16 protein-coding genes are annotated in these 17,156 nt (G+C 33.8%); 3 read left to right on the top strand and 13 right to left on the bottom strand.

Annotated elements, in window-relative coordinates; all coding sequences use genetic code 11:
• Positions 1 to 293 precede the first annotated feature (293 nt).
• On the top strand, positions 294 to 1,679 hold the full coding sequence (locus VIL26_01860) for an FAD-dependent oxidoreductase (GenBank protein ID HEY8389689.1): 1,386 nt from the start codon (positions 294 to 296) through the stop codon (positions 1,677 to 1,679).
• Here VIL26_01860 and hemW read toward each other — a convergent pair whose 3' ends face one another.
• Positions 1,680 to 2,774 carry a radical SAM family heme chaperone HemW gene (gene hemW / locus VIL26_01855; protein HEY8389688.1) on the bottom strand — a complete coding sequence of 365 codons (1,095 nt, stop codon included), beginning with the start codon at positions 2,772 to 2,774 and terminating at the stop codon, positions 1,680 to 1,682.
• Positions 2,771 to 4,570 (bottom strand): translation elongation factor 4, encoded by a 1,800-nt coding sequence (gene lepA, locus VIL26_01850; GenBank protein HEY8389687.1) that lies wholly within the window; start codon positions 4,568 to 4,570, stop codon positions 2,771 to 2,773. Before lepA ends, hemW begins: the two co-directional genes overlap by 4 nt.
• A gap of 164 nt (positions 4,571 to 4,734) precedes the next feature.
• Here lepA and VIL26_01845 point away from each other — a divergent pair, with 164 nt between their 5' ends.
• Positions 4,735 to 5,346, top strand: a complete 612-nt coding sequence (locus tag VIL26_01845) for a lactate utilization protein (GenBank protein ID HEY8389686.1) — start codon at positions 4,735 to 4,737, stop codon at positions 5,344 to 5,346.
• Positions 5,347 to 5,427: 81 nt separating this feature from the next.
• Entirely contained in the window at positions 5,428 to 6,159 is a 732-nt protein-coding gene (locus VIL26_01840; protein ID HEY8389685.1) for a glycerophosphodiester phosphodiesterase family protein, read from the top strand.
• Positions 6,160 to 6,241: 82 nt separating this feature from the next.
• Here the strand turns inward: VIL26_01840 and VIL26_01835 are convergent, their stop codons facing one another.
• The 11 genes from VIL26_01835 to infB all read right to left on the bottom strand — a co-directional run.
• Positions 6,242 to 7,948: a hypothetical protein gene (locus VIL26_01835; protein ID HEY8389684.1), complete on the bottom strand. Its 1,707-nt coding sequence runs from the start codon at positions 7,946 to 7,948 to the stop codon at positions 6,242 to 6,244.
• Between the two features lie 14 nt (positions 7,949 to 7,962).
• A complete protein-coding gene (locus VIL26_01830; GenBank protein ID HEY8389683.1) occupies positions 7,963 to 8,691 on the bottom strand; it encodes an ABC transporter ATP-binding protein in 729 nt (242 codons plus the stop codon).
• Positions 8,692 to 8,858: 167 nt separating this feature from the next.
• Positions 8,859 to 9,482 (bottom strand): superoxide dismutase, encoded by a 624-nt coding sequence (locus tag VIL26_01825; protein HEY8389682.1) that lies wholly within the window; start codon positions 9,480 to 9,482, stop codon positions 8,859 to 8,861.
• A gap of 224 nt (positions 9,483 to 9,706) precedes the next feature.
• Complete coding sequence (efp, locus tag VIL26_01820) at positions 9,707 to 10,267, bottom strand: elongation factor P (protein HEY8389681.1); 561 nt, start codon at positions 10,265 to 10,267, stop codon at positions 9,707 to 9,709.
• Positions 10,268 to 10,279: 12 nt separating this feature from the next.
• Positions 10,280 to 11,335, bottom strand: coding sequence for a Xaa-Pro peptidase family protein (locus VIL26_01815; protein HEY8389680.1), 1,056 nt, complete (start codon positions 11,333 to 11,335; stop codon positions 10,280 to 10,282).
• A gap of 56 nt (positions 11,336 to 11,391) precedes the next feature.
• Positions 11,392 to 12,249 (bottom strand): TIM barrel protein, encoded by an 858-nt coding sequence (locus tag VIL26_01810; GenBank protein ID HEY8389679.1) that lies wholly within the window; start codon positions 12,247 to 12,249, stop codon positions 11,392 to 11,394.
• On the bottom strand, positions 12,249 to 13,166 hold the full coding sequence (gene ribF / locus VIL26_01805) for a riboflavin biosynthesis protein RibF (protein ID HEY8389678.1): 918 nt from the start codon (positions 13,164 to 13,166) through the stop codon (positions 12,249 to 12,251). The genes VIL26_01810 and ribF overlap by 1 nt, the downstream gene beginning before the upstream one ends.
• Before the next feature lie 9 nt (positions 13,167 to 13,175).
• Positions 13,176 to 14,027: a tRNA pseudouridine(55) synthase TruB gene (gene truB / locus VIL26_01800; GenBank protein ID HEY8389677.1), complete on the bottom strand. Its 852-nt coding sequence runs from the start codon at positions 14,025 to 14,027 to the stop codon at positions 13,176 to 13,178.
• Positions 14,024 to 14,968, bottom strand: a complete 945-nt coding sequence (locus VIL26_01795) for a bifunctional oligoribonuclease/PAP phosphatase NrnA (GenBank protein ID HEY8389676.1) — start codon at positions 14,966 to 14,968, stop codon at positions 14,024 to 14,026. Before VIL26_01795 ends, truB begins: the two co-directional genes overlap by 4 nt.
• Positions 14,952 to 15,314, bottom strand: a complete 363-nt coding sequence (rbfA, locus tag VIL26_01790) for a 30S ribosome-binding factor RbfA (protein ID HEY8389675.1) — start codon at positions 15,312 to 15,314, stop codon at positions 14,952 to 14,954. Before rbfA ends, VIL26_01795 begins: the two co-directional genes overlap by 17 nt.
• A 3-nt stretch (positions 15,315 to 15,317) precedes the next feature.
• The coding region (gene infB / locus VIL26_01785; GenBank protein ID HEY8389674.1) for a translation initiation factor IF-2 at positions 15,318 to 17,156 on the bottom strand (1,839 nt) is incomplete at its 5' end.

Here is a 17,156-nt window from a genome sequence, read left to right as displayed (position 1 = left end):
ATAAATCCCTTTTCAAGTAATTAGCTTTTTTTTAAAACATTTAAGTGATTTTTTTATATGTATATATGTTATGATATCATTTTTTACGTAAGATGCAATAATTTTTATTAAAATTCTAATAATATTATAGGAGGAAAGACATGAGAAAATTGAGAAAGATAAGAAAATTTATATCAAGACAAGTTAAGTTGGCAAGAAAAAATCGCGGTGTTGTTGAATAAAAGCTATAAAAGCACTTGTGATTATTTTCATAATAATTTGATTATACTAAAAAAAATTTAAGGAAATAATTTATGGAAGAAATTAAATCGATATGGCATAGTGATGATTATCCTACATATCCAAAACTAGAAAGTGATATTGATGTAGATACTTTGATTATTGGCGGCGGTTTATCGGGTATATCGGCCGCTTATTATCTTAGCCGTAATGGCATAAAATGTGCTGTAATAGAGGCTAACAAAATAGGAAGCGGAACCACTAAAAATACTACTGCGCATATCACTTCACAACATGATTTAACTTATGACCGATATATCAATCAATTCGGTCAGATAAAAACATCAATTATCGCCAAAGCAAATCAAGAAGCCATAGACGAAATTGAAAATATAATCAAGACAGAAAATATTGATTGCGACTTTGAACGGGTAGATTCATATCTATTTACAACAAAACCTGAAAACAGCATACAATTACGCAAAGAATATAATGCTGTAAAAAATACAGCAATAAAGGCTTTTTTAACAACTCAATCAGGGCTTGTTCCGTTTGTTTATGATCTAGCATTGGGTTTTGAAAATCAAGCAATGTTTCATCCTATGAAATATCTGCATGGATTGGCACAATGCTGTCTTAACAATAAAGTCAAAATCTATGAAGATACCAAAGCCTTAGATTTTAAAGAACGGCATGTTTATACTTCAAACGGATTTAAAATATCAGCCAATAATATAGTAATCGCCACAAATTTCCCTATTATCAATTTCCCTGGTTGGTATTTTATACGTGTGTATCAGCACAGGTCATATAATGGCGCATATCAAGTATCTAAAAATATAACTGGAATGTGGAACTGTATTGACCAAGAGGGTTATACTTATAGAAAATATCAAGAACTAGCAATAGTCAGCGGACAAGGACATCAATGCGGTTATGAAACTGATGTTCCTCATTATCATAAATTAAAAAATCATGCTGAAAAGATATTCCCAAAAGCTGTAGAAGTTGCAAGATGGTCTGCCCAAGACTGTATAACGCCGGATAATTTACCTTTGATTGGTTTTTACTCCAAAAAAGAAAGAAATATGTTTGTAATGACTGGTTTTAACAAATGGGGAATGACTTCTACCAATATAGCTGGACGAATTATTGGGGATTTAATTGCAGGCAATAACAATGCTTATAGTCAAATTTATGATCCTTTGCGCAAAATGTCATTAGGTGTAATAGGAAAAGCGATTTGGAGCAATATGAAAATGGTTGGAAGCCTTATTGGTGGTCTTAACCATTTATCTAATCCAGTTTGTACGCATTTAAAATGTCGAACAGTATATAATCCCGAAGAGCAGACTTGGGATTGCCCTTGCCATGGTTCAAGATTTGATAAACTTGGCAATGTGATAAATTCCCCTGCGATAAAACGATTAGACGAAACGCCTACTAATCCTAATGAATAATCAAATAAAAAACTCTGTGATAATACTATTCATAACGCCCATATATTTTGGGGCAATTCTTAAATTATTTTGCGCTATCTCTATCACTTTGAGTTTGAATAATTTTTGAATAGGCTTAGAAAATCTTTCAACAAAATCTCGATTGAATTGCTGCTTATAATCATTAAGATCTATCCCCTCATCCATTCTCAAAGCCAGCATCAAATATTCTTCTTCTATTTGCTGTTGATTTAATACAAGCGTTTCTTTTTTTCCATTAATATAATCAGTCATGCTATCAGGATTAGCATAACGCACGTTATCTATAAGCGAATGCGCACTTAAACCAAAGCCAATATAATTTTTTCTTTTCCAATACTTTATGTTATGCTTGCATTCGTAACCATTTTTTGCAAAATTGCTTATTTCATATCTATTAAATCCGTTTTCTTTCAGCATCAAAAAAGCTAAATCATACATATCTGCTGACAAGTCTTCATCTATTTTGATATCCTGCCAAGGCGTGTTTTTTTCGGGTTTTAGTCCGTACATTGAAATATGTTTAATAATATCGTGCTGAAATAAAAGCTGAAGTGTTTGAGTGACATCTTGAGGCTTTTGATTAGGCAATCCAAGCATTATATCACAATTGACGTTGTCAAAACCTGCTTTTTTACATCTTTCTAACGCATTTAAAAAATCATCAAAAGAATGAACACGTCCTGCTTCTTTTAATAGTTGATTTGACGCAGATTGAAGTCCTATGCTTATCCTGTTAATTCCAGATTCGTTATATTCATTTAGTTTTACATCAGTCAAAGATTCTGGATTGCATTCAATAGAAATTTCTTTGGGTTCATAATCAAAATTATCTTTTAAAACTTCAATAATGCTTTTTATTCCGCCTTCATATAAAAAAGAAGGCGTACCGCCACCAAAATAAACGGTGTCAGCACGCATAATATCATTGTTTTTAGAAAACAAATGGATTTCTTTTATAAGATGATTGATATATTCTTTTTGAGTTTCCTTATCAGCATAAAAAGAATTAAAGGCACAGTAATTACATTTTGAACGGCAAAATGGTATATGAATATATATAGCAATATCTTTCATTTATCCAGCTTAAGTATGCTCATAAACGCTTCACTAGGTATTTCTACAGTGCCAAATTGACGCATACGCTTTTTGCCCTCTTTTTGTTTTTCAAGCAGTTTTCTCTTTCTGCTGATATCTCCGCCGTAACATTTTGCTAAGACATCTTTTCTCAATGCCTTTACGGTTTCTCTGGCTATGACTTTTCCTCCAATAGCTGCTTGAATAGGTATTTCAAACATCTGTCTAGGAATAACATCTTTTAATTTTTCTGTTATGCTTCTTCCCCTTGCATAAGCCTTATCTCTATGAATTATAATGCTTAACGCATCACATACTTCATTGTTAAGAAGAATATCCATCTTGACAAGGTCTGATTCCTTTTTGCCTTTAATTTCATAATCAAGGCTTGCATATCCTCTTGTCCGTGATTTTAGACTATCAAAAAAGTCAAAAATGATTTCGTTTAATGGAATTGTATAGTGCAATCTAACTCTGCTTTTATCAAGATATTGCATATCAAGGTACTCGCCTCTTTTTTCTTTACACAATTCCATTATCGCACCTATATAGTCTGGAGGAGTAAAAATGTCCGCAGAAACTATAGGTTCCTCCATATATGCAATTTCTGACATCGGAGGCAAGTTAGATGGATTAGATATCTCTAAAACTTCGCCGTTAGTTTTGTGAACGGTATATATAACGCTTGGAGCAGTTGTTATCAAATCCAGATCAAATTCTCTTTCAAGTCGTTCTTGAATTACTTCCATATGCAAAAGCCCCAAAAAACCGCATCTAAAACCAAAACCCAATGCCACACTGACTTCAGGTTCATAAAACAATGAAGCGTCATTAAGTTTTAATTTTTCCAATGCGTCTTTTAGGTCATTATATCTTCCGCCGTCTGTAGGAAAAATTCCGCAATAAACTACAGGCTGTACCTTTTTATATCCAGGCATAGGGACTTGGCACGGTCTGTCTGCTTCGGTAACTGTATCTCCAGGCGCTGTATCAGCTACATTTTTTATGCTTGCAGCTATATAGCCTACTTCTCCAGCTTTTAATTCGTTAACAGGAACAGGATTTGGATTAAAAATGCCAACTTCAACTGTTTCAAAAACTTTACCAGTTGACCACATTTTTATTTTTGTTCCAGCTTTTACAGTGCCTTCGACAATTCTAACAAGACATATAGCGCCTTTATAATTGTCATAATACGAGTCAAAAATAAGCGCTTTTAAAGGTTCTTTTTCATCACCTTTAGGAGCAGGAACATTTTTTACTACATATTCAAGAACTTGGTCAATATTAATCCCCTCTTTTGCTGAAATCAAAGGTGCATCGCTTGCATCAAGTCCAATAATATCTTCTATTTCTTTTTTTACTTCATCTGGTCTGGCACTTGGCAAGTCAATTTTATTGATAACAGGCAATATTTCAAGATTATTGTCTAATGCCAAATATACGTTAGCCAATGTTTGAGCTTCGACACCTTGTGTAGCATCTACAACCAATATTGCACCTTCACAGGCAGCAAGCGAACGTGAAACTTCATAAGTAAAGTCTACATGTCCAGGTGTATCTATAAGATTAAAAATATACTCATTGCCGTCTTTGGCTTTATAAAACATTCTGACTGGCGTCAGTTTAATGGTAATGCCGCGTTCACGCTCAATAGGCATAGAGTCCAAAAGTTGATCTTGAAGTTCCCTAGAACTCACTGTTCCGGTATTTTCAATTAGACGGTCGGCAAGCGTACTCTTGCCATGATCAATATGTGCAATTATGCAAAAATTTCTTATCCTGCTTTTTTCCATAACGCAATTATATGTTATTTTTTGGGCTTATGCAAGCAAGATTATATTATCAAAATTGTATTTTGAAATTTTTGATTTGATTTTTTACTGCTATCACTATAAAAAGCATAAAACAAATTGCATTTATCTTGTAAAATATATAAAATTATATGGGGGTATTAGGTATGGATGACAAAATCGAATTATTAATAAAAAATCTAAAAAGACGAACTTTTATACCGCATTATTGCGAAGATACTCAACAAGCAATTAATAAAGTTTTGGAAATTATTCCTCAAAATGCAAGCGTAGGCATTGGCGGCAGCATGACCTTAAAAAATATGAATATGCATGAAATATTGCAAAATAGAGGTAATCAAGTTTTGAGTGCTGGATTTACCAAGGACATGTCCAATGAAGAAATTTATAAAAAAGCAGCATTTTCTGATGTTTACATGACTTCGGTCAATGCGATAACAACTGAAGGCGAATTAATTAATATAGACGGCAGAGGCAATCGTGTAGCTGCAATAATTTATGGCCCTCCTGTCGTTGTTGCCGTACTAGGTGTTAATAAAATAGTTGATAATCTGAGTGATGGAATATCGCGTGTGCGCAATGTCGCTTCACCTCAAAATTGTGTAAGACTTAATAAAAAAACGCCTTGTTCTGTTACAGGCAAATGTCATCACTGCTATCCTCCTGAAACAATATGCAGAAATACGGTTATAACTCATTTTCCTTCAAATGGAAAAGAATTTCATGTTATAATAATTAATGAAAATATTGGATATTAATTTGTATATATTAAAACGATAGATTAAATAAACTATTAATGATAAAATGTAAATGATTTTTTTGCTAAAGAGAGAAGATTTATGAACGATAATAAAAAATGGCTTTTTTCCAGGCCCATAGCACATAGAGGCTTACATGACCAAGAAGCTCCTGAAAATACTTTGGCAGCTTTTGAAAAAGCGAAGTCAGCTAACTATCCAATTGAACTAGATATTAGAGAAATAGATGACGGCACGATAATAGTTTTTCATGATGAAAAGCTATGCAGACTTACGGGACAAGATGGCTATGTTGGAAACCTGGTTCAAGAAAATTTGAAAAAATATCATATTCAAAATACAGAACAGACTATCCCCACATTTGAAGAAGTTTTGGAACTTGTTAACGGTCAAGTACCTCTGCTGATTGAAATAAAAAATAACAATAAAGTAGGTAAATTTGAGCAAAAAGTAATTGATATGCTCAAAACTTACGATGGAGAATACGCTGTTCAATCATTTAATCCGTATTGTCTTGAATATTTTAAGCGTAAAGCTCCTCATATACAACGCGGTCAATTGTCTTCATTTTTTGTAGGAGAAAAATCTATAAGCTTTTTCAAAAAATATGTTTTAAAGCGTATGTTGCTTAATCGCATAACAAAACCTGATTTTATTTCTTACGATCACAATTATCTGCCTAATATCTATGTATCAAAAACCAAGCTTCCTGTTCTTACTTGGACTGTACGTTCTCAAAAAGAATATGAAGGAATCAAACCTTATTGTGATAATATAATCTTTGAAAACTTTATTCCTGAAATTAATAACTAAAAATTTATATAATAATTAAAATCCTCTTTGCTTTTTTATGCAAAGAGGATTTTTTATTTTTAGATAAACTAATCTATTTAATTTAAGGTTCTATATTTTCATATAGGTGATTTACACTGCCATACAATCTGATTCTTGCTATTGCTACAAAAGCTACCACAGCACCGGTTATTACAATCCATACTCCTATCTTAATCAACACTATCCAATAATACTTCAAATATATTCCGGCTTGACCTAAAATTATATATAAAAATATTAAAAGCATCATAACAACAAAACTTACTGCCATATTGATCAAAGTAGGAATGGTTGCCTTTTTGTTGTTTTTAACAGCTTCATTAGGAGTAGTCCAATTTAATTTTGGTTCTTTTAAGTCAAATCTCAAAGTAGATAATGCATATCCATAGCTATACAATGCTAACACAATAGGGAAAAATATTATTTCTATTGCGTCCAAATTATAGATAAAGATAGATATAACATATCCAATAAGAACAGTAATTAAATTGATTACTAATGACAGATATAATTTTGCTTTGATCTGTGTTGTATAGTCGACAGGAAAAGTTTTTGATAGATAAAAAGTTTTTCCTTCCCTGCTTATAGCAGTAGACGAAGTAATGTTCATGCCACTGCCCAACATCATCAAAAATCCAAAGCCGATTGCAGGATTAATACTTGCCAATGCTTTAGCAAATTCTTCTTCTGAAACACCTTGTGTATAAAAGCCGCCATTAAATCCCATAAAGATTAATAAAATCGGCAAAATTATCATACCCGCAAGACATTGGAATCCAAAAGCAGGCGTTCTAATTATATCTCGGAATTCCTTTATAAAAATAGCTTTAAAAGCTGAACGCTCTTCTGTTTTTTCAGCTTTTCCTGTGGTCTTAGCACTTTCATTTTGTCTTATGGTGCTTTGTTGATATACTGCATTAGATATAAAATATGCTATTAATAACAAAGCAGCCAAAGAACCTACCGCTATGACAAAATTAACCAAACCGCTCAAAGGTACGTTTAAACCATATATAGCCTTACCTGTAGCAAGACATGCTATTGCAAAAATAGGATAAAATATTTTTGAAACAGTTTGTAAAGTCGTAGAAAAAACAGGCAATATATAATCTATATTATCACCTACGTTTTGAGCAGCTGATTGAAACTTGAATACGCCATAAAAATAAACGCCAAAGAATGCCCCATACAATAGCATCATAAATAATGTAGTAAATGCACCTTTGCTTTTGAAAAATGAAACAACGTACATAAGGGGTATTGCTAGAATACTTGCAACAGCAAGAGGAAATGCTGGTGCTAAGAAAAATCCTAACAATATTGACAGATAAAATATAACACCCTGATGTGTAGCTATACCTGCGGTTATAAGCAAAGGTACTACTATTGCAGCAAATGCAGCAAGCTCATATATATAAACAATTGAAAGCTTTGCCAAAAACACCTTTCCGGGTTTTATAGGTAATGTTGCTGTAAATTCAGCATCTTTGTTGAAATAAACATAAGTCAATAGAGATATAATGCCGAATATAACGACCATACTTATGCCTATAATATAAATAAGCGTAATCAGTTCTGCCATAAATCCAGCACTATTAATCAATGGAGCAATAGTTGCAATAAGTGTAATTCCACCAGAAATAATAAAAAGATAGCAGATAGCAAGCGAAATATATATAGCAATAAGTCCGCCTTTCTTATTTTTTGATTTATCAGGACGTAGCCCATTAATTAAGAATATTTTTATCAGCAAAAATATATCTTTCATCATCAAACCTCAACTTAAGCACGTTTTGTAAGTCTTAAGAATATTTGCTCCAAAGACTCGCCTTCTTGACCCATAGCTTTTATTTCGTCCATAGTTCCTTCTAAGATAAGTTGACCTTTGTTAATTATGCCTATGCGGTCACATAGTTTTTCGGCAACTTCCAAAACATGTGTAGAGAAAAATACTGTGTTTCCCTCTTTGGTATGTTCTTTCATTAGATTTTTTAATTCAAAGGCTGATTGAGGATCAAGACCAGTAAGCGGTTCATCCAAAACCCAAAGCGGCGGATTATGAATCAAAGCACCAATTACGCAAATTTTTTGCTTCATACCATGTGAATAAGAGGATATTTGAGAATCTACATCTTTAGTAAGATTAAACATTTCAAGATATTTATCTGCTAATTGCTTTCTTTGTCTTAAGTCAACCTTATAAATATCTGCCATAAAATTAATATATTCGCGACCTGTTAGCTTCTCATAAATAACATGATTATCTGGAACAAATCCGATACTGCGTTTGGCGTTGATAGTATCGCGTTTTAGGTCATAACCATTAATTTCAATAGAACCTTCTTCAAACGGTAAAATGCCTGTCAACATTTTTATAGTAGTTGTTTTTCCTGCACCGTTGGGTCCAATAAAACCGTATATGACACCTTTTTTGGCATGAAGCGTAAGATTATCTACCGCTTTGAAAGTACTTTTTGCATAAGTTTTGCTTACTGATAATATTTTGAGCATCAAAATCCTCCAAAAAACATAATAACTACAATAATAATATCATTAATTGTTATTTAATGGCAAGAATAAACCTTATCAATTAAATTAAAAAACGATTAAAAAAATAGAAAGCCTTATAAAAAGGCTTTCTATACTAAATAAAGAAGTTTATGATAATGTCAAATTGATTACATTGAAATTTTTTGATTATATAGATTTTCAACTTCCTGCCAGTCGATTACATTAAAGAACTCTTTGATATAATCTCCGCGAAGGTTTTTGTACTTAAGATAATATGCATGCTCCCAAACATCAATACCTAGTATAGGGGTCCATTCGCCTTTCGTTTCGGTTATAGGATTGTCTTGATTGGGAGAAGATGTAACACTCAGATTGCCTTGCTTGTCAGCTGAAAGCCATGCCCAGCCAGAACCAAATCTTGCAGCAGCAGCCTGACTAAGTTTTTCTTTGAGTGCTTCAAAACTTCCAAATGTAGCGTTAATCTTTTCAGCAAGTTTACCTTCAGGGGCTTTTTTGCCGTTGGGCGCCATTGTTTTGAAATATAAGTTATGGTTATAATAGCCGCCGCCGTTATTCTTAAGCTGTGCTTTTAAAGCTTCATCTTTAACTTGATCAAGACCTACAAGAATTTCTTCTGCAGATTTTCCAACTAATCCTGCTTTTTCAACTGCTGCATTAAAATTATTAGTATAAGCAGCATGGTGTTTTTGATAATGTGTAATCATCGTCAATTCATCGATATAAGGTTCCAAATCATTAAAATTATATTTTAGTTTCACTTGTTCAAACATTTTTTCAATCTCCTTTTTTATTTATTGTTTTATTCAAGTGCAGTCTATCATATTGGAATAACTATAACAAGATATTAGCTTCATTTTAGGTGACAATCGCACTAAGATAAATAAATTACTCATATGAATAAAATATGTAAGTGATTAAAAAGGTATACAAAAAGAGCATCAACATTAAGCTGATGCTCTAAATTTCAAATTAATTTCTCTTATAACAATAAAAATTACTTTACTCTTTCCATATATGTTCCATCACGTGTATCAACTCTGATCTTATCGCCTTGGTTGATGAATAAAGGAACTTGAATATTATATCCTGTTTCCAAAACAGCGGGCTTGTTGCCTGCTTTTGCAGTATCGCCTTGTATTCCAGGTTCGGTAAATGTTACTTCAAGTTCTACAAAGTTGGGCGGAACAACGGAAAAAGGCTGACCTTTATAGAACAAAATAGTTACTAAGGTTTCTTCTTTGATGAAGTTTAATGCTTCTGCTACCTGATCGTGATTGAGCGGCAATTGTTCATAGGTATTGGTGTCCATGAAATAATACAATTCACCGTCATTGTAGGAATATTGCATTTCCTTACGTTCTATAACCGCTACTGGAAATTTATCAGTAGGGCTAAATGTTGTTTCCAAAACTTGTCCTGTTATGACATTTTTGATTTTTGTTCTCACAAAAGCTGATCCTTTGCCGGGCTTTACGTGTTGGAAATCTACAACAACATAAACCTTTCCATCCATTTCAAAAGTGGAGCCTTTGCGGAAATCTCCTGCCGTTATCATAAAATAGTCCTCCTAAATTTTCATATCTTTTGAGAAGTGAGTCAGATTGACATTACCGTCATTTTTAATAACTATCATATCTTCTATTCTGACTCCGCCCAAACCTTGTACATAAATACCAGGTTCGACCGTTACTACCATATTTTCTTTTAATACTGTTTTTGAACCTACTCCCAAACGGGGATTTTCATGAATAAAAAGTCCAACAGCATGACCAAGTCCGTGTCCAAACTCTTTTCCATATCCATTGGCTGTAATGTATTCTCTGGCAAAAGAATCCGCCTCATGTCCTGTCATTCCTGCTTTAATGCTGGCAAGGGCATATTCTTGCGCCTTTTTTACTATATTATATATTTCAACAAGTTTTTTATCAGGTTCGCCCAAGGTAAATGTTCTGGTCATATCAGAACAATAGCCTTTATACTTGCAACCAATATCAACCGTAATAAAATCGTCTTTTTCCAAACGATAATCCGAATAGCTGTGATGCGGTTTAGATGTATTGACGCCCATAGCTACAATGGGTTCAAAGCTAAGTCCATCTGCACCGTTAAGATACATATTATAAATAATTTCAGCGCAAACATCTCTTTCGCTCATTTTGGGCTTAATGCGTTCAATCGTAGCGCTCAAAGCCTTTTCGGTAATTTCCTGAGAAGCTTTGATTAATTTTATTTCATCTTCGGTTTTTACCATACGAAGAGTGTCAACAATATCTGAACACGGTACAAGCTCAAAATCAGAAAGCGTTTGCTTTAAGTCCTGTGCTTCGGAATAAGTAAGCGTCTTGTCTTCAAATCCAACTGTCTTTGCACCTAAGCTATGCAATATGCTCTTAACTGTGTCATAGAATTCAGAATATTTAACAAATCTTAATTCCCAGTCAGTCAAGGTTTCTTTGGCAGCATATTCGTATCTAAAGTCAGTAATATAATATTTTGCATTTTTATGTAATATAACACCGCCAAAAGACGTTCTTAATCCAGAAAAATATTGTCTGTTGTCTTCACTAATCAATAGATAACTATCAATTGAATTACTTTCAAACAAATTTTTTATTTTTTCCATAATTAACCTCTAACTAGTTTATTTTATCACATAATTATTCTATATCAAAATCTATATCAAAAGATTTTCTCATAAATTTCTTTCATTTTTAATGAATCTTCCGCCATATTATCAGTAGATTCGCAAATGATCACAGGCGACATTTTATATTCGTGTAAAACCTCAGCCAAAGGTTCAAAGTTAGGACCATAGATATCGCCTTCTTCATCAGAAAAGTTAAGATGATGTATTTCGCCTGCTGTTCCATATTTTATTTTGGAAAAATGTATATGGATATAAGGCGCTTTTTGGTCACCCAAAATACTAAAGACGGTATCAATTACTCTCTTAAAATCATCTTTAGTTTTTAGTCTGCCTTGCATATATGAATTAATATGCCCAAAGTCCAAGCAAGGTATCAGCATAGGATGCAAAGTACATAATGCGCATATTTCTTCTACTGTTCCTATCTGGCTATATTTTCCCATAGTTTCGGGGCATAAAATTAATGAGGTTAAGTTTTTATTTTCAATAATTTTTAGAAGTTCTTCCATTTTTTGATGAATTCGAAATAAGGCATCTTTACGTTCAGATCCAGATAATGTTCCGCTATGCATAACGCATCTTGTGCCGCCCATGGCTTTTAGTTTTTCTAAAGACTGCAAAACATAGCCATAGGAATTTTGAGCTTTTGGGTCATCAGTAGTTGCAAGATTAATATAATAAGGAGCATGGACACTCAATTGAATATCATTTTGCTGCATTTCCTGTCCTATCTTTTTTGCCATTTCATCAGACATTTTGACTCCGCGTCCAAAAGAGTATTCAAAAGCACTAAGCCCAAGCGCTTTTAACCATTTCGGAGCTTCATAGGTATGCTTCAAACCTGATTCATAAAAACTTTTCGAATTTCCGGATGGTCCAAATCTTATCATTATTGATTTTCTCCATTAAAAAACATTTTGGCAGTTTTTATGTCCTGCTCTATCTGATCAACTAGCTGTTCTATCTTTTGAAATCTTATTATATTACGTAAATATTTATAAAATTCAATTTTGACATCTTTATTATAAAGATTTCCGCTGTAATCCAAAATATGTGTTTCGATGTTTTGATTATCATCGCCAAATGTCGGTTTTGATCCAACATTGGTTACAGAAAGATAACTTTTATTATCAATCAAAGTCTTAGTAATATATACTCCGCTCAAAGGTCTTACTTTATCAGGCTCAAAATTAATATTGATTGTGGGCAATCCAAGCCTTCTGCCTTCTCCTCGCCCGCTGATTACTTTTCCAGTTACAAAATAAGGTTCCACTAATAATTGATTGGCTTTTTGTATCTCTCCATTTTCTATCATTTTTCTTATGCTAGTACTGGAAACTTTTGATTGTTCAGCTAAAACAAAATCCAAAGCCTTAAATTCTATATTTAGTTGGGAAAAACGGTTTTTTAGATAATTGATGTCGCCTTCACCGCCTTTTCCAAAATGATAATCATTACCGCAAACGGCAAAGCGTATATCATGACTTCTTAACAGATTATCAAAAAACAATGCTTTATCTGTGTTCATAAATTCTTGATCAAACTTTTGCTTAATAACAACATCTACGCCAAGTTTTTCAAGCCTTTTTAGTCTTTCTTCAAAAGAAAAAATAAGCTTATCCTTTTGACCTAAGACTTGCATAGGATTGTTTTCAAAAGTCAAGACAGCACTCTTTATGCCATTTTTTTGGGCATATTGGACTGCAAGTCCTATAACCGCTCTATGGCCTATATGTACGCTATCAAAAAAACCTAATGCAATTGCCAGAGGTTCATTAGTTTTTGATAAAAAATCTGTAATTATCATTCGTAACCTTTATACCAATCTTATATCCAGTTTGAACTTATCGTCTTTTTTTTGGGCTACGCCTATCAGTGTGTTATCAAAATAAACAGCAAGGTCTTTTGTTTGATTGCTCTTGCAATCTCCAAAAAAAGGCGCACCGTTTATAGCAAGAAAATAATCTCTTTCTGTATTGACTATACATTTTTCAAAGTCAGCTAACACATCATCACATCTGATGATATCCAAACTATCATTTAGCTGTTCTTGAGTTTTGCAATCTTCAATTTTAAAAAAACCTGAAGCAGTTCTGATAAGACATGTCATAACGCCACAGGTGTTGAGTTGATTTGCAATATCACGGCATAAACTTCTTATATAAGTGCCGCCAGAACATTTTATATCAAAAGCAAATTCATTGCTACCAAAATCTGCCGCTTCAATATCAAAAATCTCAACTTTTGAAGGTTTGAGTTCTATTTCTTCTCCGCTTCGGGCAAGCTTGTACGCTCTTTCTCCATTGATTTTTTTTGCACTGTATTTGGGGGGTGTTTGAAAAATAACGCCTTTAAATTGATGCAAAACGCTGTTAACTTCATCTAAAGTAACGACTTTGTTATCAATGCGTGTTATTTGACCATCTAAGTCAAAAGTATCTGTTTCTATTCCAAATCTGAATATTGCTCTATAAACTTTGGTTTTGTTGATAAGATAATCAAAAAGTCTTGTTGCTCTCCCTAATGCTATGGGCAACACTCCGCATGCAAACGGATCTAATGTGCCCATATGTCCACATTTATTAACTTTATATAGCTTTTTAATATAAGATACCGCACCGGCAGACGACATTTTGGGCGGCTTCAAAAAATTGACAAATCCCGTCATAGGGGCTCTAATACCTTTTCACAAGCCTTGACTATTCTTTCTATCACGTCTTCAAAACAACCGTTAATCATAAAGCCAGCAGCCTGCAAATGCCCTCCGCCGCCAAACAAAGAAGCGACTTCAGCAACATTGACACCTTTTTTTGATCTAAGACTGACCTTATAGGCGTTTTTTGCACTTTCGGTCAAGCAAATGCCTATCATAACATTAGTTATATTAATTGCATAATTGATTATGCCTTCGGTTTCATTAATATCTAAATTATGCTGATTAAGCATTTCCTTTTTTATACCGATTAAGCAAATTCTGTCCGAACTAAAAAAGCGCATGCCAGCAATGCAATCTTTTACCAGCATTAATTTGTTTTTTGAAATTTCTTTAAATAATCTTTGGGAAATATATTCTATATCAATATTGTATTTTATAAGCTCTGCGCTAGCCATATGTACTCCACTAGTCGTATTGGCTTGCGTAAAATGCCCTGTATCGGTAACCATTCCTACATAAAGATCAAGGGCTATTTGGTCATCTAAATCTATATTAAGACTTTTTATAACTTCAAATACCAATTCACAGCTGCTTGATAAGTTTTTTATAATGTTAATCTTAGCGAAATTGGTATTGGTCATATGGTGATCAAGATTAACTGTGTTGGGATGTTTTAAAAATGCGTCTTTGTATTTTCCAAGTCTAAATTCATCAGCACAATCTATAGAAATCAGCATATCATAGTTGTTAGCAAAAGTTCCACTTAAGACACGATTAACATCGGGCAAAAAGCTAAGCAATTGCGGCACTTCAGAATCACAATAATAGTCAATTTCAATGCCTTTTTTCTTTAACGCCAAGCCAAGACCACACATCGAACCCAAAGCATCGCCATCAGGTCTAATGTGTGTAAATAATGCGGCTTTTTTTATCCCGTTAAGATTTAACATCATCTTTCCTCGTGTTAATTTCAGATATGATTTTATTAATCTTTTGTGAGTATTCCAAAGAATCATCGCGTAAAAAATGCAGTTCCGGCATAGTGCGCAAATCTTTCATCATAGATGCAAGTTCATGTCTGATATAACCAGAACTGTGTTCTATCGCTTCAAATGTTTCTTTGCATTGATCTTCAGATCCATACAAGCTAAGCCAAACTTTGCAATGTTTTAGATCGTTGGTAGTATCTACACGCATTACACTGACCATAGCTGTTATGGAAGGATTTTTGAGCTTAGATAATACCTCACTCAAATTTTTCATTATTTCTGAATTAACACGCTTTTCTCTAATTGACATTAATTATATCTTCTCCAAAGTATAAGATTCTAACACATCTCCAACCTTAAAGTCAGAAAATCCGCTTACGGTAACACCGCATTCAAAGCCTGAAGCGACTTCTTTTACATCGTCTTTCAAACGCTTTAATGAACCTACTGAACCGTCGAATATTACAGTATTGTTGCGCAACACTCTTATATTGCTTGAACGCAAGATTTTACCGCTTGTAACATAACATCCTGCAACAATGCCAGCGCCTGTAATCTTAAACACGTTGCGCACTTCGCATTGACCATTAACTGTTTCCTTATATTTGGGATCAAGCATTCCTTTTATAGCGGCGTTTACATCGTCAATTGCGTCATATATGATTCTATAAAGTCTTATATCAATTCCAACATTTTCAGCATATTGCTTGCTTTCAGAATCGGGTCTTACGTTAAAGCCGATTATTATAGCCTTAGATGCCTCTGCAAGCATAACATCGGATTTGTTTATTGCACCTACAGCGCTATGAATTATATTAACCTTAACTTCTTCATTGCTTAGCTTGCTCAATGATTCTTTTAACGCTTCGACAGAACCCTGAACATCAGCTTTTATAATCAGATTGAGATCTTTCATCTGACCTTCGCTTATCTTATTGAATACATCGTTCAATGTAACTACATTGGATACAGCCAATCCTGAAGCCCTTTGCTTAGCAATTCTTTCAGAAATAACCTGTTTTGCAAGTTTTTCATCTTCTACAACATAGATAGGATCTCCAGCATTGGGCACTTCTGAAAAACCTAAAATAGATACAGGCATTGAAGGTCCAGCTTCTTTAACTGATCTGCCTTTGTCATCCTGCAAAGCTCTTACGTGTCCATAAGTTATGCCCGAAACAACTGTATCGCCTACTTTCAAAGTACCATTTTGAACAATGATGTTTGCAATAGGTCCTTTGTTTTTATCAATCTTGGCTTCTATAATTGCTCCATAGCCCTTTCTGTTTGGATTAGCTTTATATTCATAAATTTCAGCAACTGTAAGAATAGTAGAAAGCAGTTTGTCTATATTCATTCTTGTTTTTGCTGAAATTTCAACTGCGGGTGAATCACCGCCCCATGCTTCGCAAAGCACATCATGTGCTGATAATTGCTCAAGAATTCTTTGAGGGTTAGCACCAGGTTTATCCATTTTGTTGATAGCTATAATGATAGGTACATCTGCTGCTTTTGCATGGTTTATAGCTTCAATGGTTTGAGGCATTACGCCGTCATCAGCAGCAACAACGATTATAACTATATCGGTAATCTTGGCACCTCTTGAACGCATGGCGGTAAACGCTTCGTGTCCAGGGGTATCAATAAAAGTAATTTTCTTATCGCCTACATTGACAGTATAAGCACCAATATGCTGAGTTATACCACCAGCTTCGCCTTCAGTTACGTTGGTCTTTCTGATTGCGTCAAGTAATGAAGTTTTACCATGGTCTACATGACCCATTACCGTAACAATAGGAGGACGTTCTTTCAAATTTTCGGGTGAGTCTTCCTCCATTGCCAGTTCGGTCAAAACCTCTTCTTTGGTTTTGTCAAGTTTCTTTTCAAGCTTAACGCCAAATTCGCTGGCGACAAGCTCCATTGTATCAAAATCAACCACACCGTTTATGGTTGTCATTATACCCAAAATCATAAGTTTTTTAAGAATCTCTTGGGCTGTTATTCCTATCTTTTCAGAAAGCATCTTAACAGTCAGATTTTCGGTTGTAATAACTGCCTTTTCAATCTTAATAGGAGTAATTTCCTTCTTGGGTGCTGCCTTTTTGACTTTAAGCTTACGATGTCTAGGAGCTGATTCATCATCATCGTATCC

Source organism: Clostridia bacterium (assembly GCA_036562685.1).
Taxonomy (GTDB): domain Bacteria; phylum Bacillota; class Clostridia; order Christensenellales; family DUVY01; genus DUVY01.
This window is presented reverse-complemented; position numbering and strand designations above follow the sequence as displayed.